We start from the raw sequence: 19,954 nt of genomic DNA on the forward strand, positions 1-19,954 counted from the left end.
GCGGCGGCGCGGGCCGCGACCAAGGAGGAATCGCGTGACCGAGTTCTTCAACCTGGTGGTCGCGGGGCTGGTCACCGGCGCGTTATACGCGATCCTCGCGTCCGGTCTGACCCTCACCTACCAGACCTCCGGAGTGTTCAACTTCGGGCAGGGCGGCGTCGCCTTCTCGACGGCCTACCTGTTCTTCCAGCTCAACACCGGCCAGGGCCTGCCCGTCGTGCCGAGCGCGATTCTGTGCGTCGGCGTGTTCGCGCCGGCGCTGGGCTGGCTGCTGCACCGGATCCTGTTCAACCCGCTGCGCGACGCGTCCATCGCGGCGCGGATGGTCGCCACCCTCGGCCTGCTCATCGCGCTGCCCGCGCTGTGCCTGTGGATCACCGCCATGCTGCGGGAGAAGGCCAGTCTGGACCTGCCGACCGTCGAGGACGTCTTCCGGTTCCCGGGCCTGGGGCCCAGCCCCAAGGAGATCTACAAGCTCGGCAACGGCCTGATCCTGGACAGCGACAAACTGGCCATTCTCGGCGCCGCGATCTTCTCCGCGCTGCTGCTGTGGTACCTCGTGCGCCGCACCCGCATCGGCCTGGAGATGCGCGCCTCGGTGAGCCGGCCCGCCATCGCCGCCCTGCGCGGCGTCGACCCGGACCGTGCGTCCGCGGTCTCCTGGATCACCTCCTGCGGGCTGGCCGGCCTGGTCGGCGTCCTGCTGGCCCCGATGTTCGGCCTGGCCAACTTCACCTACAACACGCTGCTGTTCGTCTCGATCCCCGCGGTGGTACTGGCGCGTTTCGCCTCCATTCCGCTCGCGATGGCCGGCGGCCTGCTGCTCGGTGTCGCGCAGAACCTGGTGGACGGCTACGTCGACCTCGACATCACGGGATTCCCGACCGCCGTCCCGTTCATCATTCTCTTCCTGCTGCTGTTCTTCTTCGGCGCCGAACGCGGCCGTTCCGCCGGCACCACCCTGGAGGAGAAGCCGCCCGCCGAGGACCCGACCGAGGTCTCGCCGTGGCGCCGGCGCGCGCTGTGGGGCGTCGTCACCGTCGGGCTGCTCTCCTACACCGCCTGGGGCGCCACCGACTTCTGGGCCGGTCTGCTCGCCGAGGGCCTGGCAACCGCCATCGTGCTGATGTCGTTCACGGTCGTCACCGGCATCGGCGGCATGGTCAGCCTCGCGCAGGTCGCCTTCGTCCTCGCCGGGGCCTTCACCACCGGCATCCTGCTCTCCCATGACGTCCCGTATCTGCCCGCGCTGCTCGCCGGGGTGGTCGTCGCCGCCCTGACCGGCGCCGTCATCGCGCTGCCGACCCGGCGTCTCGGCGGACTGCCGCTGGCGCTGTCCACGCTGGCGCTGGCGTTCATCGGCCAGAACCTGCTGTTCCAGATCCGCGACATCTCCAACGGCTCCGGCGGCTGGGCGATCCCGGCACCGGACCTGGGCATCGTCGACACCGCCAACCCCCGGTGGATGGTCGTGATGCTGCTGGTGCTGCTCGGGCTGACCATCTGGCTCGTCCACGCCCTGCGCACCTCCAGCACGGGCCGGGCGATGCTCGCCGTCCGCTCCAGCGACGTCGGCGCGCAGACCAACGGCATCGCCGTCGGGCGCATGAAGCTGCTGGTCTTCGTCATCTCCGCGGCCATCGCCGGGTTCGGCGGCGTGCTGCTCGCGACCACCCGCGGCCGGGTCACCAACACCGACTACGACGCGTTCCTCGGGCTGGTCTGGCTGGCGACCACCATCACCTTCAGCATCCGCCGCCCCGCCGGAGCCGTCCTCGCCGGCCTCGTCGCCGCGCTCGCCCCGCAGGCGTTCGAGAACATCCCGGACTCCACCCACTTCATGCAGATCCTCTTCGGGCTCGGCGCCATCGGTCTGGCCCGCGACCCCGACGGCGCGCTGGCCGCCATCGGCCGCGCCACCCAGCAACGCCGCCGCCGCCAGGCCGGCTCGGCAGCAGGTGCGACCTCGCCTGCCCCGGCGGCTCCCTCACCAGCGGTCGCCGTTCCTGTGGGCGACGTGCCCACGGCCGCCGGTGCCCTCGAAACGGCGGTGGAGCCCGTCCTGCGGGTCCGCGGGCTGCACGCCGGCTACAACGACATCGAGGTCCTGCACGGCGTCGACCTCGTGATCGGCCCGGGCGAGGCATTGGCCCTGCTGGGCAGCAACGGTGCCGGCAAGACCACGCTGTGCGCGGCGATCGGCGGCCTCGTCACCCCCACCGCGGGCATCATCGAGCTCGCCGGCGAGGACGTCACCGCGATCCCGGCGCAGCGCCGCCGGCGCGACGGCATCTACCTGGCGCCCGAGGGCCGCGGCATCTTCCCCGACCTCACCGTCGAGGAGAACCTGACGATCTGGCTGCGCGACCGGGACGAACGCGACCGCGCCTACGAGGCCTTCCCCTCGCTGGCCCGCCGCCGCGGGCAGGCCGCGGGTGCGCTTTCCGGCGGTGAGCAGCAGCAGCTCACGCTCGCCCCGGCGCTCGTCCGCCCGCCCCGCCTGCTCATCGCCGACGAGCCGTCGCTCGGCCTGGCGCCGCTGGTCACCGAGCAGATCTTCGCCGCGCTCGGCCAGCTGCAGCAGCAGGGAACGGCCCTGCTCATCGCCGAGGAGAAGACCCGCAACGCGCTGTCCGTCGCGGGGCACGCCGCCTTCCTCACCGTCGGCCACATCACCTGGGCCGGCCCGACCAGCGAGCTGGACACCGAGGCGCTGGCCACCGCCTACCTCGGCAACGCCACAGCCGGCGCCGCCCCGGCCGCCCCTGCCACAGCGGCGACCGCGGCCGTCCAGGTGGCTGAATGACCCGGACCAGGCAGCACATGGAACGTCGCAGCAGTGGACGTCAGGTCGCGGACCACATCCGCGGCCTGATCTTCAGCGGCGCGCTGCGTCAGGGTGACCGTGTCCGCCAGGACATGATCGCCGAGGAGCTGGGCGTCAGCCGCATCCCGGTGCGCGAAGCGATGATCACGTTGGAGAGCGAGGGCTGGATCGCGATCGAGCCGCACCGCGGGGCGTTCGTCCACGGCCTGGACCGCAACTCCGTCATCGACTACTACGCGCTGCTGGGCCACCTCTACGGTCTGGCGGCCGAGCAGGCCACCGAACGCGGTGACCCGGCCGGCTTCGCGGCGCTGGCCGCCGCGGAGCGCCGGCTGTGCCAGGCCGAGGACGCCGAGGAGCTTCTGCGGGCCAACGAGCAGTTCCTCCGCCAGATCTTCGCGATGGCGAACTCGCCCCGGCTGTCGTCGTTCTCCCGGCTGATGACCGGGATCATCCCGGGCAACTTCTTCGCCCTCGTTCCCAGCACCATCGGGGGGCAGAAGAGCGGAGTGGCCGCCGTCATGCGGGCGATGGCGGCCGGCGACGGCGGCAGCGCGGCGGCGGAGTTCATCCGCATGCTGCGCAGCCACGGCGGGCATGTGGTGGAGCTGCTGGACGCACGCGACATCCTCTGGCACCCCGCGGCCTGACGACCCATCTCACGACCACCCGTTACAGGGACAGGAGCCAGCTCGATGTCCGACATCTCTGCCGCCCCGGCGGACACCTCCGTGTTCTCCGAGCCGCGGCTGCTGATCGGCGGCGCCCTGGTGCAGGCGCGGGCCGGCCGCACCTTCACCAACATCAACCCCGCGACCGAGCAGGTCCTCGGCCTGGTCGCCGACGCCGGCGCCGACGACATGGACGCTGCCGTCGCCGCCGCCCGAACCGCGTTCGACACCACCGACTGGTCGACGAACACGCAGCTGCGGCTGCGCTGCCTACGCCAGCTGTCGGAGGCCCTGGAGCGTTACAAGGAGGACCTGCGCGGGCTGACCGTCGCCGAGATCGGTGCTCCGGTCTCGCTGACCCACGGCCCGCACCTCGACGCGGCGTTGGGGATCGTCTCCTACACGGCGGACCTGGCCGAGAAGTACGCCTGGGACACCGACCACGGCGTGTACGACTCGCCGGTCACGTACTCCACCAGCCGCCGGGTGGTGGCGCGGGAGCCGGTCGGTGTCGTCGCGGCGATCACGCCGTGGAACGTGCCGATGCAGATCAACCTGGCGAAGGTGGTGCCGGCGCTGGCCGCCGGTAACACGGTGGTGCTCAAGCCGGCACCGGACTCACCGTGGACGGCCACCGTGCTCGGCCGCCTCGTCGCCGAGGAGACCGACATCCCGGCCGGGGTGTTCAACGTCGTGACGACGTCGGACAACCAGGTCGCGCAGCGCCTCGCGGAGGACCCGCGGGTCGACATGATCAGCTTCACCGGTTCGACGGCGGTGGGCCGGCGCCTGATGGCCGCCGCGGCGCCGACCATCAAGAAGACGTTCCTGGAGCTGGGCGGCAAGTCCGCGCACATCGTGTGCGACGACGCCGACCTCGGCAAGGTCATCCCGATGGCGGCCACAGTCGCCTGCTTCCACTCCGGGCAGGGCTGCGCGATCGACTCCCGGCTGCTGGTGGCCCGCCCGCTCTACGACGACGCCGTCGCCGCCATGAGCGAGGCGCTGGCGAACTTCCCCTACGGCGACCCGACCGACCCGTCGGTGCTGATGGGCCCGCAGATCAGCGCGGTGCAGCGGCAGCGGGTCCTCGACCTGATCGCCGTCGGGGTGGCCGAGGGGCAGAAGGTCGCCGTCGGCGGCGGTGTGCCCGCGCACCTGCCGACCGGTTTCTTCACCGAGCCGACCCTGTTCGTCGACGTCGACCCCGACTCGGCCGTCGCCCAGCAGGAGTTCTTCGGCCCGGTCGCGGTGATGATCCCGTTCGACACCGACGACGACGCCGTCCGCATCGCGAACAACTCGATCTACGGGCTGGCCGGGTCGGTGAGCTCCGGTTCGCTGGACCGGGCGATGGGCATCGCACGGCGGGTGCGCACCGGCTCCATCAACGTCAACGGCGGCCAGTACTACGCGCCCGACATGCCCTTCGGCGGGTACCGGCAGAGCGGGCTGGGCCGTGAGATGGGTGTGCCCGGGTTCGAGGAGTACCTGGAGACCAAGGTCATCGCCGTCGGAGTCTGACCGGCCGCCGACCAGTCCCGAAAGACCGAAGACCGAAGCCTGGAGGAAACCATGGCAGGCTGGCCCGATCTCACCCGCATCCCGCCGTCGCTGCTCCCCGTCCTGACCGGGCCGGGCGCGCCGTTCGAGCTGGTGCGCGAGGACGTCCGCGGGGTCGAGATGGCGGTCTTCGCCCAGCGGCCGCGCAGCCTGCCGGAGCTGCTCGCCGCGGCCGCCCGGGAGCATCCCGACCGCCCGTACCTGGTGCTGCCGGAGCGGACGGTGACCTACGGTGAGGCCGCGGACGCCGCACGGGCGGTCGCCGCGGTACTGCGGAGCCGTCACGGGATCTCCGCCGGCGACCGGGTGGCCCTGGCCGGAGCCAACAGCGCCGAGCACGCGCTGACGATCTGGGGCGTGCTCCTGCTCGGCGCCGTCGTCGTCGGTCTCAACGGCTGGTGGACGGGACCCGAGCTCGCCGCCGGTCTGGCGCTGACCGAACCGGCGCTGCTGGTCGCCGACGAGCCCCGGCTCGCCCGCCTCACCCAGCTCGACGCCGACGCGGGCAGCAAGGTGGTCGCGGAAGCGGTCGCCGGCGCGGTGTCGTTCACCGACCTGGTCGCCGCGGCGGCGGAGACGGCCGGCGAGACCGGGGAGTCCGGGGAGTCCGGGTCGCCGGCCTTCGAGCCGGCCACCATCGGTGAGGACGACGCCTGCGCGATCCTGTTCACCAGCGGTACCAGCGGCCGTCCGAAGGGAGCGTTGATCAGCCACCGTGGGCTGGTCAACTTCGCGATGGACGCGGCGCTGCGCGGCGCGGTCGAGGCCGTCTCCGGGGCCGCTCCCCCGCCGGCGGGCACGCCCGTGTCGGTGCTGACCGGGCCGTTCTTCCACATCTCCGGGCTCGGGCCGCTGACGGCCGTGGCGCCTCGCTCCGGGATGACGCTCGTGCTTCCGGCTCCCGGTCGCTGGGATCCCGCTGTCCATCTGGAGCTGACCGCCCGCCATGGCGTCACCCAGTGGAGCGGCGTACCGACCCAGATCCTGCGTCTGCTGGAGCATCCCGACCTGGACCGCATGGCCCGGCCCACGATCAGGGGTGTCGGCTGCGGTGGCGCGACGATCTCGCCGGAGCTGCCCCGCCTGCTCGAGCAGCGGATGCCGGGTATTCCGCTGACCAACGGCTACGGGATGACCGAGACCTGCGGCCTGGGCACGGCGATCAGCGGCCCGCGCCTCGCTGCGCATCCCACCTCGGCGGGCGTACCCACGCCGACCGCCGAGGTCGCCGTCCGGGACGAGTCCGGTGCCGAGATCACCGACGGACGGATCGGCGAGCTGTGGATCCGCTGCCCGAGCACCTTCCTCGGCTACTGGGGCGAGCCGGTCAGCCCGGTGGACGACCAGGGCTGGTACCCCACCGGGGACTACGGCCGGTTCGAGGGCGGTCTGCTCCAGGTCGAGAGCCGACTCCGCGACATGATCGTGCGCGGCGGCGAGAACATCTACCCGATCGAGATCGAGAACCGCCTGCTCGAACACGCCGATGTGGCCGACGCCGCGGTGATCGGCGTGGCGCACCGTGAGCTCGGCCAGGAGGTGCTGGCCGTGATCGTTCCCCGCGACGGCGCCGTGATCGACCCGGCCGACGTCCGCGCGTGGGTGGGCGCATCGCTGGCGGCTTTCAAGGTGCCCGCGCACGTCACGACCGTGAGCAGCCTCCCCCGCAACACCACCGGCAAGGTCCTCAAGCAGGACCTGCGCAAACGCTTCGACGTCCCACCCGGCACCGACGCCGCGAACGAGACCGAGAGCGGCACCGGCACCAGCGCCGACGCGGGCGTCGGCAGCGGGACCGCGGCGGCCCGATGACGACCGCCTCCCCGCGTGAGCTGCGCCAGCGTGAACAGGCCGAGCGGGTCCGTGAGCGGGTGATCGACGCCGCGGAGGAGCTGTTCGGCCGGCACGGCTTCCGGGAGACCAGCCTGCGGCAGGTCGCCGAGCGGTGCGAGATGTCGGTCGGGGCGCTCTATCTGCACCTGCCCAACAAGGACGAGCTCCTGCGGGCCGTCATCGACCGACGCGGCGGGGCGCTGCTGGGCCGGATCCGCTCCTTCGCCGAGGCGGACGGGGCGGGCATCGACCTGCTCGTGGGACTCGTCCGCAGCGAGATCATGTTCTATCGTGCCTACCCGGACTTCGGCCGGCTCATGAGCCGGCTGTACTCGTCGGGCCTCGCCGTCTCGCCTCAGCTCAGCGAGGACATCGCCAACGGGTACACGGACGCGATGCGGCTGGAGGCCGAGGTGATCCGACGCGGGCAGCGCGACGGCACGATCTGCGGCGGCGACGCCGACAGTCTCGCCCGGCTGCTCGCGTCGATGGTCGGGGCCTACCGCAACGCCGAGGCGACCCGCCCCGACGGGACGGCAGGCATCGCCGAGGAGCAGTTCGTCGAGATGGTCCGCCGCGCGTTCGCCACGCCGGCCGCCGCCGGCTGACCACAGGTACGGCTCCCGCGCGAGCCCAGCAGAAGACGGAAGGATCTCGAGTTCATGACGGCAACGAGCGCCCAACAGCCAGCCGGCGGGGCCGGCGAGCAGCACGCCCGGCTGACCGAGCACGACGGCATCCTCACCGTGACGATCGACCGCCCGAAGCTCAACCTCATCAGCGCCCAGGTCACCAGCACCCTCTGGCAGGCCGCCAACCTGCTCTCCGACCGGGACGACCTGCGCTGCCTGGTCATCACCGGTGTCGGCCGGTACTTCACCGCCGGTGTCGACCTGTCCGAGCCCGTCGGCAACCGGCAGGGAAACCCGGAGACGGAGCATCTGCACCCGGGCTGGAACATGCGGCGCAACTACCGCAGCCACCACGCGCTCTACGACGAGTTCGAGGCGATCGAGAAGCCGATCATCATCGCCGCCCAGGGCATCTGCCTGGGCGGCGGGGTGGAGATGGCGGTGTCGTGCGACTTCCGGTTCTGCACACCGCAGGCCGAGTTCGCGGTGCCGGAGATCCACATCGGGGTGCTGGCCGGCAGCGGCGGCACCAGCCGCCTCACCCGCATCGTCGGCCCCGCCTGGGGAAAGTGGATGGCGATGGCCGGCCGCAAGGTCACCGCCGAGCAGGCGCTGCGGATCGGCCTGGTGCACGACATCTTCCCGACGGAGACGTTCCTGGAGGACGTGTACGCGTTCTGCCGCGAGCTCACCACCATCCCGGCCGAGGCGCTCGGCGTGGCGAAGCTCGCCGTCGACATGTACGCCGACATCTCCGACCGCACCGCCCAGCGCCACCTCGACCGTCTGCTGGTCACCAACCTGCTGAACACCCCGGAGTTCAAGGAGCGCAGCGCCCGCCTCGGCTTCGGTGGCGCCAAGAAACCCCAGAGCTGACCGGTGAGGCTGCCGCGCGGGCTGTCCTCTGCGCCCACAGCGGCCTCATCTGCCAGCCAGCAGGCTCGTGCAGCACCAGCGCCATCAGATGTAGTTCAGGTGCAGTTCAGGTGGATTCGCGTTGGATGAGAGCAGGCCCCGGCACGTTGTGTGAGATGGGCCCAGGTCGCTGTTCGACTTTGTGAAGGGCGAAGTCGGCGAACCTGCGCCCGAGTGCGACCGTGTCGATCCGAATGGTGGAGAGCCCAGGTACGAACATCGTCGCGATCGGCGCATCATCGTGGCCGATCACCGCGAGATCAGTCGGCATCCGCAGGCCCGCGCGAACTACCGCGCCAGCGACCGCGGCGGCGACGTCATCATTGAAGGCGGCAACGCCGGTGATGCCCGCGCCGAGCCATCGGCGGACCGCCTCGCCGGAACCGTCACGATAGTCGATCCATTCCAGGCCGGGTTCCGCCAGGCCAAGGGTACGAGCCCGGTCGACCGCGGCCTGGTATCGGGCGGTGACCATTGAGGATGTGTGCGCCTGCGCGAAGGCGGCGTAGACCAGGTTTCGGTGGCCCCGTTCGTGGAGGTGGTCGACCTGTTGCTCCGGCCCGGCGCTGATCGCCAGGGACGCGTCGACGGGCTCCGCTCGATCGGGATGCGGATAGATCCTCCGGACCCCGCAGGCGAGCATGGACGCGACGTCGGAGGGGCTGAACCGGGCGGGACCGACCACCAGGTCGGGGCTGAGCGCCTCCCACAGTGGCCGGGCTGTCTGGTCGGCCTGGCGGGTGTAGGTGACCAGTGAGTACCCGGCTTTGTCGAGCGCGGCAGAGGCTTCGTCCAGGTAGTTGCGCAGCCGGAACTCGATCGGCCAGTCCGGCAGCACGAGCAGGATGATGCGGCTGCGGCCACTGGCGAGCGTGCGTGCGGCGCTGTTGGGCCGGTAGCCGAGACGTTCCGCCGCTTGTAGTACCCGTTCGCGGGTGCCCTTGGGGATGGTCTGGCCTGGGGTGTTGTTCAGAACGAACCCGACGGTCGCCCGGGACACCCCCGCTTCGCGGGCGACATCCAGGGCGGTCGGCCGCCGGCTGGCGGTCGGCTCCGACACTGCCACTGTCTCGCCCTCTCCCTCCCAGCCCGAAGTAGGTCGGACTTGTGCGCGCTAGTTGTCGATGCTAGCTTACGTCGCACATCACTAGCTCCCGCTAGTGGCGCCGGCCACGGAGAGGGTCGCCCCCACCGGGCCCGCCCCGGTTCCAGGCCTGCCGGCCTGCCGCGGGATCCGTCCTGCCGCCGACCGCCGTCGCCGGTGGCGGCCTGCTTGGTACCTGACCAGGAGAGCTGGATTGATCCGTACATCGTTCAACGACGGCTGGTCGTACCGCCGGAAACCCGACGCCTTCCAGGCCCTGCTCGGCAGGGCGAACGAGGGTTGGGAACCGGTGCGGTTGCCGCACGACGCGATGATCCGTCGCGAGCGGAACGGCACCGATCCGGAAGCAGGTCACCGGGGCTACTTCCCGGCGGACGGCTATGAGTACAAGAAGACGTTCTTCGTTCCGGAGGAGTACCAGGAGCGCCGGGTCACGCTGGAGTTCGAAGGCGTCTACCGCCAGGGCCGTGTCTATGTCAACGGCGATCTGGCCGGGCAGCGCGCCAGCGGCTACTCGGCCTTCTGGATTCGCGCCGACCACCTGCTGCGCTACGGAACGGACAACGAGGTCCGGGTGGAGGCCCGCAGCGAGGACGACACCCGGTGGTACACCGGCGGCGGTATTTATCGCGACACGAGCATCATCGTTTCCGGGCTGCTGCACCTGGCGTTGGCGGGTGTACGGATCACGACCCCCGTCATCGAGAACGACCAGGCGGTCGTGGCTGTGGCGACCCAGATCCAGAACGAGTCGGCGGTGACACGGACCATCGAGGTCTCGAACGAGATCGTGGACGCCGACGGCGCGATCGTCGCCAGGGACGTCGCACCGGTCACCGTGTTCCCGGGCGACGAAGCCGTCCTGCGCCAGCGACTGCTCGTCGCCGACCCCCGGTTGTGGGGTGTGGAGCGCCCCAACCTCTACACCTGCCGTACCGCTGTCACCGCCGGCGGCGAGCGGCTCGACGAGCAGACGACGCGCTTCGGTATCCGTTCGCTGACCGTCGACCCGCGGCGCGGCCTGCGGATCAATGGTGAGACCGTGAAGCTGCGCGGTGCCTGTGTTCACCACGACAACGGTGTGCTCGGGTCGGCCACCATCGACCGGGCCGAGTGGCGCCGGGTGGAAATCCTCAGACAGGCCGGGTTCAACGCGATCCGCAGCGCCCACAACCCGATCAGCAGGGCGCTGCTCGAGGCGTGCGACGAACTCGGAATGCTCGTGATGGACGAGCTGAGTGATGTCTGGACCCGTTCGAAGTCCGCTCACGACCATGCCGGCGACTTCGCCGGCTCGTGGGAGTCGGACCTGCGTTCGATGGTCGTCAAGGACCTCAACCATCCCAGCGTGGTCCTCTACTCCATCGGAAACGAGATCCCGGAGGTGGGCACCGCCGCGGGGGCGGTGCTCGGTCGCCGGCTCGCCGAGAAGGTTCGCGAACTCGACGGCACCCGGTTTGTCACGAACGCCGTGAACGGCCTGCTCGCCGCGGGACCGGAGCTTTTCTCGACCACGGCTGCCGACAGGGCCGAATCCGCTGAAAGCAGCACCGCGGACGGCGGCTCGGCCGGCGGCGGGACTGGCGACGTCAACGAGCTCATGACCCGCTTTCGCGAGTTCATGCCGACGTTGATGACCTCGGAGCTCGTGACGACCCGGACCGCGGAGTCCATGGCCTACCTGGATGTCGCCGGCTACAACTACCTCGAATCCCGGTATGAGCTCGACCGGACGCTGTTCCCCAACCGGGTGATCGTCGGGACCGAGACGTACCCGTCGGACATCGACCGCAACTGGCGGATGGTGCGGGACAACAGTCACGTCATCGGGGACTTCACCTGGACCGGCTGGGACTATCTGGGCGAGCCCGGGATCGGCAGGGTCGAGTACCAGAGCGATCCCCCACCGCCGGCTGGTGGGACACCGGGTCACCGGGGTGCTTTCCCGTGGCTCACGGCCTGGTGTGGTGACATCGACATCACCGGTCACCGACGCCCGGCCTCGTACTACCGGGAGATCGTCTTCGGGCTGCGAACCGAGCCCTACATCGCGGTCCATCGCCCCGGGCGGCACCGCGAGCCGGTCCGGCTGGCGACCTGGTGGTCGTGGAGCGACTCGGTCTCCAGCTGGAGCTGGAACGGCCACGAGGACAGGCCGGTCCGTGTCGACGTCTATTCCGCCGCGGATGAGATCGAACTTCTCGTCAACGGGCGTTCGGTCGGCAGGGCGCCGGCAGGAGAGAAGAACCGGTTCACCGCCTCCTTCGAAACCGTCTACCAGCCTGGCGAGCTCACCGCCGTCGCCTACACCGACGGCGGTGAGACCGGCCGCACCTGTCTGAGTTCCGCCACCGGCGACGTCCGGCTCGACGTCACGACCGACCGGAACCAGATCACGGCCGATGATCGCGATCTGGCCTTCGTGTCCGTCACGCTGGTCGACGCCGACGGCAATCTGTACAACACCGCCGATCGCCGGGTCGCCATCGAGCTGGCCGGGCCGGGAATCCTGCAGGGCTTCGGCAGCGCGGACCCGCGGTCGGAGGAGAACTTCTTCGACACGGTGCGGATGACTTTCGACGGGCGGGTGCTCGCCGTCGTTCGTCCCAGCGCGCCGGGCGCGATCACAGTGACCGTCACCGCCGATGGCTGCCCGCCCGTGGACGTCCGCATCGAGGCGGCACCGGCAGGCCGGGCCGAGGAAGTCCCGATCACCGGCACGCCGTCGGGTCACCCCGACCACAGCGCGGCAGGGAGCCATCCATGCAGCTGAACGCAACCTCGAGTCCGGAGACGCGCGCGACCGAACTCCTGCGGAAGCTCACCGTCGAGGAGAAGGCACAGCAGATCACCGGGATCATGCCTGTCGGCCTGCTCGGTGTCGGCGGCCTGCTGCCTGACGAGGCGGATCGCCTGCTGGGGCTGGGAATCGGGCACGTCTCCGCGCTGGGCATGCTGGGTCACAAGACACCCGACGAGGTGGCGAGGGCGGTCAACGAGGTCCAGCGTTTCCTGGTCACCCGTACCCGGCTCGGCATTCCCGCGATCTTCCATGTCGAGGCCTTGAACGGGGTGGTATCGCCCGGCTTCTCGACGTTCCCGACGGCGATCGGGCTGGCCGCGACCTGGAACCCGGCCGGGGTCGAGGAGATGGCCGGCGTCCTGCGCCGGCAGGTCCGGGCGATCGGCCATCCGTTCGTGCTCTCACCGGTGATGGACGTCGCACGGGACGCGCGCTGGGGTCGAGTGCACGAGACCTACGGCGAGGACCCGTATCTGGTCTCGGCGATGAGTGTCGCGTTCACCCGAGGCCTGCAGGGAACCGACCTGCGCGAGGGCGCCATCGCGACCGGCAAGCACTTCCTCGGCTACGGCGCCACCGAGGCAGGTCAGAACATGGCGAAGACCACCGTCGGCGCCCGCGAGCTCTACGAGGTGTACGCCCGCCCGTTCGAGGCCGCCATCAGGCTCGCCGGGCTCGCGGCGGTGATGAACTCCTACAGCACCGTCGACGGCGTCCCGGCCGGCGCGAGCCGTGACGTCCTCACCAACCTGCTGCGCGGCCGCCTCGGCTTCACCGGCACCGTCGTCTCCGACTACGACACCATCGGCCACCTGCACCGGCGGCTTCGGGTCGCCCGGGACGCCGCGGAGGCCGGCAAGCTGGCACTGGCGGCCGGCCTCGACGTCGAGCTGCCGATCGCCGAAGGTTACGGCCCTGCGCTCGCCCGGGCGGTCCGCGACGGCGACGTTCCCATCGGGCAGCTGGATCAGGCCTGCTGGCGGGTGCTGCGGGACAAGTTCGCGCTGGGCCTGTTCGACCAGCCCTACGTCCCCGAAGACCCGGTGGTCATCAACGCGACGGCCCGTGACGGCGTCGAGCTCTCACGTCGTCTCGCCGAGCAGTCCATCACGCTGCTCAGGAACGACGGGCTACTGCCGCTGTCTCGCGGCCTGCGGCGCATCGCGGTCATCGGCCCGCACGCCGACAGCGTCACGGTCGCCTTCCCGGCCTACACCTACCCGGGCGCGTTGCAGATGTTCGCCGCCCGGTTCCGGGGAGAAGGGGCCACCATTCCCGGTACCGAGCAGATGGCCGGAGCGGTCTCGGAGGATGCCGTCCGGATGATGATCGAAGAGCTTTCCGGCCCGCTGGAAAAGACGATCGACGACTACCTGCGCGAGATGTACGGCGCGCAGTCCATCGCCGAAGCCGTCCGCGCCGCGGCCGTCGACGCCACGGTGACGGTGGCCGCCGGGTGCGGAGTGCTCGACGGGGAACCCGCCGACATCCCCGCGGCGGTGGCGGCGGCCCAGGACGCCGACGTCGTGATCCTCGCCCTGGGCGGCCGGGGCGGCTGGTTCACGGCCGACATCACCGAAGGCGAGGGCAGCGACACCGCCGACATCGGTCTTCCGGCGAACCAGGTCGCGCTCGTCCAGGCGGTGGTGGCAACCGGCACCCCGTGCGTGGGTGTCGTCCAGACGGGCCGGCCGTTGGCACTGACCGCGATCGCCGAATCCCTGCCGGCGCTGCTGTACGGCTACTACGGCGGGCAGCACGCGGCCGCGGCCCTCGCCGAGGTTCTCTTCGGTACCGCGAACCCCGGCGGCAGGCTCCCGATCTCGCTTCCCCGCCACTCCGGGCAGGTTCCGATCCACGTCGGTCAGCCGACCGGCTCCGGCTTCCGGCGGACCGAACACGACATGCATCAGGGCTACCTGGACATGCCGTCGACTCCACTGTTCCCGTTCGGTCATGGCCTGAGCTACACCACGTTCGACTACACCGATCTCGCGATCAGCCCGTCCCAGGTCGACATCGACGCGGCGGTGTCCGTCCGGCTGACGGTGCGCAACACCGGTGAACGCGCAGGCGACGAGGTCGTCCAGCTTTACCTGGCCGACCAGGCCACCGGTGTCACCCGGCCCGCCCAGGAGCTGGTCGGGTTCACCCGACTCAGCCTCGCACCGGGCTCGGCGTCGACCGTCGAGTTCACCGTGGCCATGAGCCAGCTCGGCTACGTCGGCCTCGACGGACGCTTCCTCCTGGAGCCCGGGCCCATCCGGGTCCTCGTGGGCGGCTCATCCGAGGACATCCGCCTGCGGGGCGCCTTCGAGGTCGTCGGCGAACCGGTGGTTCTCGAGGGCCACCGCACCTACCTGTCCACAGTCACCATCGGCGACGCCTTACCCGCGTCGCGGACAACCCTCCGAAAGTAGGCCAACGGTGTCCGACATGTTCGGGTTCCGGGCAGCACCCGCCGACCAGGCGCGCTCATGAGCGCCGCCGACACCTCCACCGGGGAGTCCGTGCCCTCGGTAGCCGGTCTGGCAGCCGGTCTGATCGACGCGGAGGCGGAACGGCAGCAGCGGCAGGCTCAGGAACAGCGGGACGTACTGTTCGCGGACGATCTCCTGCCGGGTGTCGGTGGCGAGGCGCTGTCGCTGCGCGAGGGGCTGGCCGCGGGCGGGTCGCTGACCTTCCTGATCCTGGTGCTGCTGAACGCCCTGGACGAACTGGAGTCGGCGGCGCTGTCTGTGTTGGCGCCGGACATCAGGGACTCCTTCGGGCTCTCCGACGGCGCGATCGTGTTCATCTCGGCGGCGGCTGGCGCCTTCCTGGTGCTGGGTGCCCTGCCGATGGGCTATCTGGCGGACCACCTGCGGCGCAGCCGCGTGATCGGCTGGGCCGGTGTCGCGTTCTCGGCGATGGTCCTCGCCTCCGGCCTGGCAGCGAACGCGTTCCTGTTCTTTCTGGCCCGGTTCGGTGTCGGGGTCGCGAAGTCGAGCAACAACACGGTGCACGGCTCGCTGATCGCCGACGCCTACCCGATCGGGGTACGGGGCCGGCTCTCCGCCTCCATCTACGGCGCGGCGCGCGTCGCCGGCGCGCTGAGCCCGCTGATCGTCGCCGGAATAGCCACCTGGGCCGGCGGGGACGACGGCTGGCGCTGGCCGTTCCTGATCCTCGGGCTGCCTGCCCTGGCAGTCGCGATCATCGCGTTCCGGCTGCCGGAGCCACCGCGGGGCCAGCAGGAGATGCGCTCGGTCCTCGGTGAGGTGGTGGAGGACGCCGAGCCGATGCCGATCTCGGTCGAGGCCGCGTTCGCCCGGCTGATGCGCATCCGCACCGTGAAGACGGCGATCATCGCGTTCTCCGCACTCGGGTTCAGCCTGTTCACCACGAGCGTCCTGGCGAACCTGTGGGCTGATGACCACTACGGCATGTCGACGTTCCAGCGGGGCCTGATGGGCTCGCTCGGCGGTGCCGCGCTGGTCGTCGCGCTGCCGCTGGTCGCACCCCGCTACGACCGGCTCTACCACCGTGACCCGCAGCGTGCGGTGCGGCTGCTCGGCCTGTGCGTGCTGCCGGGCGCGGTGCTGCTGCCGGTCCAGTGGCTCATGCCGGGCTGGGTCGGTTTCATGCTGCTGAGCATTCCGGGTGCGGTGTTCGCGTCGGTCGCGTTCGCGATGGTCGGCCCGGTGGTGCAGTCGGTGACGCCCTACCGGCTGCGCGGGCTGGGCATGGCGCTGGCGGCCGTCTACATGTTCTTCGTCGGTGCCACCGGGGGCGCGATCCTCTCCGGGCTGATCAGCAACGCCTACGACCCCCGGGTCGCCGTTCTGGTGATCGGGATCCCGGCGACCCTGGTCGGCGGCCTGATGATGATCCGCGGCGCGTCGTTCGTGAAGAGCGACCTGTCGCTGGTGGTCGCGGACCTGCGCGAGGAACTCGCCGAACGCGACCGGCAGAAGGCCGATCCCGAGAACATCCCGGTGCTGCAGGTCAACAACATCGACTTCTCCTACGGCAACGTGCAGGTCCTGTTCGACGTCGCGTTCGAGGTACGCCGCGGCGAGACCCTGGCGCTGCTCGGGACGAACGGCGCCGGCAAGTCGACGATCCTGAAGGTCGTCTGCGGGCTCGGTACCCCGTCGCGGGGCGTCGTGCGGCTCGGCGGCCGGACGATCACCTACGTCTCGCCGGAACAGCGCGGGAAGTACGGCGTGCACCTGCTGCCCGGCGGCAGGGGCGTGTTCGCCGACATGACCATCCGGGAGAACCTGGAGATGGCGGCGTTCCGGATGCGCCGCGACCGCGCCGACCGCGACCGCCGGTTCGGCTATGTCCTCGGGCTGTTCCCCGACCTCGCCGGCCGCCAGTCACAGCTGGCGGGGTCACTGTCCGGCGGCCAGCAGCAGATGCTGGCGCTGGCGATGGTCCTCCTGCACGACCCCGAGGTACTGCTCATCGACGAGCTCTCCCTCGGCCTCGCGCCGGCGGTGGTGCAGGACCTGCTTGCCATCCTCGAACGGCTCAAGGCCGACGGGCTGACGATCGTCGTCGTCGAGCAGTCGCTGAACATCGCCCTCGCCATCGCCGACCGGGCCGTGTTCCTGGAGAAAGGCCAGGTCCGCTTCACCGGGCCGGCCCGTGAGCTCGCCGAACGCGACGACCTGGCCCGCGCGGTGTTCCTCGGCCGGGAAGGCGGCTGACCACCATGCAGATGCCCACCACCCAGCTGCTGTTCGACGGTGCCGTCAGTGGCCTCGTCATCGGCCTGCTCGCGATCAGCATCGTCCTCGTCCACCGTTCCACCCGCGTCATCAACTTCGCCGTCGCGAACATGGGCCTCATCGGGTCGGCACTGTTCGCGCTGTTCGTCGTCCGGTGGAACGTCCCCTACTGGGTGGCGCTGCCACTGTCGCTGCTCATCGGCGCGGCCTTCGGCGCGCTCGTCGACCTCACGGTGATCCGGCGGCTGTTCTCCGCGCCCCGGGTCATCCTGCTGGTCGCCACCATCGGTGTCGCCCAGCTCGCCCTCACCGTCGTCACCGCCCTCCCGGACCTCGACGACCACCCGAGTGAGCACTACCCGGTGCCCTGGGGAGGCGCCTGGTCGCCGGCGAGCGACCTGCGGATCACCGGGGCACAGCTGAGCGCCCTGGTCACGGTCCCTGCCGTCGCCCTCCTGCTCGGCCTCTTCCTGAGCCGCACCGTGCTCGGCCGCACCGTCCGGGCCTCGGCCAGCAACCCCGAGCTCGCCCGGCTGCAGGGCATCAGCCCGAAGGCCGTCTCGACCGCCATGTGGGCGCTGGCCGGGCTGATCGGGACACTCTGCCTCATCCTGATCTCGGCACAGAACAGGTCGCTGGACCAGATCGCCACGCTCGGCCCCACCACCCTGGTCCGCGCCCTGGCCGCGGCGGTGATCGCCCGGATGGTGTCGCTGTGGACCGCGATGCTCGCCGGTGTGCTGCTGGGGCTGCTGCAGTCGTTCGTCCAGTTCAACTGGCTCGACCAGCCCGGTCTCACCGACCTGGTCATCCTCCTGCTGGTCCTGGCCGCGGTCCTCGTCGTCAGCCGCGGCCGGGATACCGGGACCTCGGCGTTCTCGTTCGCCCCCAGGACCGCACCGATCCCCGAGCGGCTGCGTGACATCTGGTGGGTCCGCCACCTGGAGCGCGGCCCGCTCCTGCTCCTCGGCCTGCTCGCCGTCGTCCTGCCGCTGCTGGTCCACCAGCCATCCCGGCAGCTGCTCTACACGATCATTCTCTGCTACGCGATCTGCGCGGCCTCGGTCACCATCCTCACCGGCTGGGCCGGGCAGCTCTCCCTCGGGCAGATGGCCTTCGCCGGCCTCGGCGCCCTCACCGCCGCGGCGCTGAACCGCGGCCTGCGGATCCCGTTCGGGGGCAGCACCCTCAGCCTGAACGCGTTGCCCTTCCCGTTGTCCGTCCTGCTCGCGAGCCTCGGCACGGCCGCCCTCGCCGCGCTGGTCGGCACCGGGGCGCTGCGCGTGCGCGGGCTGCTTCTGGCGGTCAGCACCTTCGCCTTCGGTATCGCCGCCGAGCAGTACCTCTACCGGCGCGAGCTGTTCCAGGACGAAGGGGCCCACAGCGCCTCGTTCCCCCGCACCACCGCCTTCGGCATCGACATCACCAGCCAGCGCAGCTACTACTACCTCGTCCTGGTGGTACTCGCCGTCGTGCTGGCCGTCGTCGCCCGGCTGCGCCGCTCCGGCATCGGGCGGACCACCGTCGGGGTCCGGGACAACCCGGCGACCGCCGCCGCCTACACCGTCGGCACGACCCGGGTGAAGCTGCGCGCGTTCGCGCTCGCCGGCGGCATCGCCGGCCTCGGGGGAAGCCTGCTCGCCGGAACCGTCCAGAACGTCCCCTACGCCGACAGGTACTTCCTGTCCGCCGACTCGCTCGCGCTCGTGTCGATCGTGGTCATCGGCGGCCTCGGCTCGGTCTACGGCCCCGTCCTCGGCGCCATCTGGGTCATCGGCCTGCCTGCCATCTTCCCCGACAACGACCTCATCCCGCTGCTCACCTCCAGTCTCGGCCTGCTCATCCTGCTGCTCTACTTTCCCGGCGGCCTCGTCCAGATCGGCTACGCCGCCCGCGACGCCTTCCTGCGCCTCGCCGACAGCCGGCTCGGCCCCGCACCCACCACCGCTCCGAGGGCCACCGCGGCGAAGGCGCTCACCCGAACCGTCCCCCGCGAACCGCTCCCCACAGGACGGCCGGTCCTCACCACCAGCGACCTCCGGGTCCGGTTCGGTGGCCTCACCGCCGTCGACGGGGTGTCCCTCCACGTCCAGCCGGGCGAGATCGTCGGGCTGATCGGCACCAACGGCGCCGGCAAGTCCACCCTGATGCACGCCATCGGCGGCTTCCTCGCCGCCGACGGCACCGTCGAGCTCGCCGGGCAGGACATCACCAACGCGAGCCCGGCCACCCGCGCCCGCGCCGGACTCGGCCGCACCTTCCAGACCGCCACCCTCTTCCCCGAGCTCACCGTCCGCCAGACCGTCCAGATCGCGCTGGAGGCACGCGGCCACACCAGGCTCCTGCGCACCGCCCTGCACCTGCCCCACAGCTTCCGCCACGAACGCGCCCAACGAGCCGCGGCCGACGACCTGATCGGCTTCCTCGGCCTCGGCCGCTACGCGGACGCGTTCATCGCCGACCTGTCCACCGGCACCCGCCGCATCGTCGAGCTCGCCGGCCTGCTCGCCCTCGACGCGCGCCTGCTCTGCCTCGACGAGCCGACCGCGGGGGTGGCCCAGCGGGAGACGGAAGCGTTCGGGCCACTCATCCAGGAGATCCGCCGCGAACTCGACGCCGCCATGCTCGTCATCGAACACGACATGCCCCTGATCATGGGCATCAGCGACCGCGTCTACTGCCTCGAGACCGGACGGGTCATCGCCGAGGGTGCGCCGGGAGTCGTCCGCGACGACCCGAAGGTCATCGCCAGCTACCTCGGCACCGACGAACGCGCCATCAGCCGGAGCGGCAGCGTGCCCGGACCGGCGGCGAACGACAACGAGGCCATCGGCACGCCGGCGTCCCCGTGAGCAAAGCACCCGCAACATCCACCGAGATCCCTCCC

At 70.9% G+C, this 19,954-nt stretch carries 11 protein-coding genes; 10 read left to right on the forward strand and 1 reads right to left on the reverse strand.

Annotated features, from left to right (window positions below; genetic code table 11):
- Positions 1–34: 34 nt before the first annotated feature.
- From AWX74_RS06785 to AWX74_RS06810, 6 genes are read left to right on the forward strand one after another with little or no spacing between them, the layout of a single operon-like run.
- The gene (locus AWX74_RS06785) at positions 35–2,806 is read left to right on the forward strand and encodes an ABC transporter permease subunit (RefSeq protein ID WP_091272733.1); all 2,772 of its coding nucleotides are present in this window, start codon (positions 35–37) and stop codon (positions 2,804–2,806) included.
- Entirely contained in the window at positions 2,803–3,477 is a 675-nt protein-coding gene (locus tag AWX74_RS06790; RefSeq protein ID WP_054567577.1) for a GntR family transcriptional regulator, read from the forward strand. Before AWX74_RS06785 ends, AWX74_RS06790 begins: the two co-directional genes overlap by 4 nt.
- 45 nt (positions 3,478–3,522) lie before the next feature.
- Positions 3,523–5,022 carry an aldehyde dehydrogenase family protein gene (locus tag AWX74_RS06795; RefSeq protein ID WP_091272735.1) on the forward strand — a complete coding sequence of 500 codons (1,500 nt, stop codon included), beginning with the start codon at positions 3,523–3,525 and terminating at the stop codon, positions 5,020–5,022.
- A gap of 51 nt (positions 5,023–5,073) precedes the next feature.
- The gene (locus AWX74_RS06800) at positions 5,074–6,873 is read left to right on the forward strand and encodes a class I adenylate-forming enzyme family protein (RefSeq protein WP_091272737.1); all 1,800 of its coding nucleotides are present in this window, start codon (positions 5,074–5,076) and stop codon (positions 6,871–6,873) included.
- Positions 6,870–7,502 (forward strand): TetR/AcrR family transcriptional regulator, encoded by a 633-nt coding sequence (locus tag AWX74_RS06805; RefSeq protein ID WP_091272739.1) that lies wholly within the window; start codon positions 6,870–6,872, stop codon positions 7,500–7,502. The genes AWX74_RS06800 and AWX74_RS06805 overlap by 4 nt, the downstream gene beginning before the upstream one ends.
- Before the next feature lie 54 nt (positions 7,503–7,556).
- On the forward strand, positions 7,557–8,402 hold the full coding sequence (locus AWX74_RS06810) for an enoyl-CoA hydratase/isomerase family protein (RefSeq protein WP_091272742.1): 846 nt from the start codon (positions 7,557–7,559) through the stop codon (positions 8,400–8,402).
- Between the two features lie 106 nt (positions 8,403–8,508).
- Here the strand turns inward: AWX74_RS06810 and AWX74_RS06815 are convergent, their stop codons facing one another.
- Positions 8,509–9,507 (reverse strand): LacI family DNA-binding transcriptional regulator, encoded by a 999-nt coding sequence (locus tag AWX74_RS06815; protein WP_091272744.1) that lies wholly within the window; start codon positions 9,505–9,507, stop codon positions 8,509–8,511.
- Positions 9,508–9,739: 232 nt separating this feature from the next.
- On the opposite strand from AWX74_RS06815, the gene AWX74_RS06820 reads away from it, so the two are divergent.
- The 4 genes from AWX74_RS06820 to AWX74_RS06835 are packed head-to-tail and all read left to right on the forward strand — an operon-like array spanning position 9,740 to position 19,919.
- Entirely contained in the window at positions 9,740–12,319 is a 2,580-nt protein-coding gene (locus tag AWX74_RS06820) for a glycoside hydrolase family 2 TIM barrel-domain containing protein (RefSeq protein WP_091272747.1), read from the forward strand.
- Positions 12,310–14,769, forward strand: a complete 2,460-nt coding sequence (locus AWX74_RS06825; protein ID WP_091272750.1) for a glycoside hydrolase family 3 N-terminal domain-containing protein — start codon at positions 12,310–12,312, stop codon at positions 14,767–14,769. Before AWX74_RS06820 ends, AWX74_RS06825 begins: the two co-directional genes overlap by 10 nt.
- A 57-nt stretch (positions 14,770–14,826) precedes the next feature.
- Positions 14,827–17,046 (forward strand): ATP-binding protein, encoded by a 2,220-nt coding sequence (locus tag AWX74_RS06830; RefSeq protein WP_091272752.1) that lies wholly within the window; start codon positions 14,827–14,829, stop codon positions 17,044–17,046.
- Positions 17,047–17,051: 5 nt separating this feature from the next.
- Positions 17,052–19,919 carry a branched-chain amino acid ABC transporter permease/ATP-binding protein gene (locus tag AWX74_RS06835; protein ID WP_091272755.1) on the forward strand — a complete coding sequence of 956 codons (2,868 nt, stop codon included), beginning with the start codon at positions 17,052–17,054 and terminating at the stop codon, positions 19,917–19,919.
- Positions 19,920–19,954 lie beyond the last annotated feature (35 nt).

Source organism: Parafrankia irregularis (assembly GCF_001536285.1).
Lineage (GTDB): Bacteria > Actinomycetota > Actinomycetes > Frankiales > Frankiaceae > Parafrankia > Parafrankia irregularis.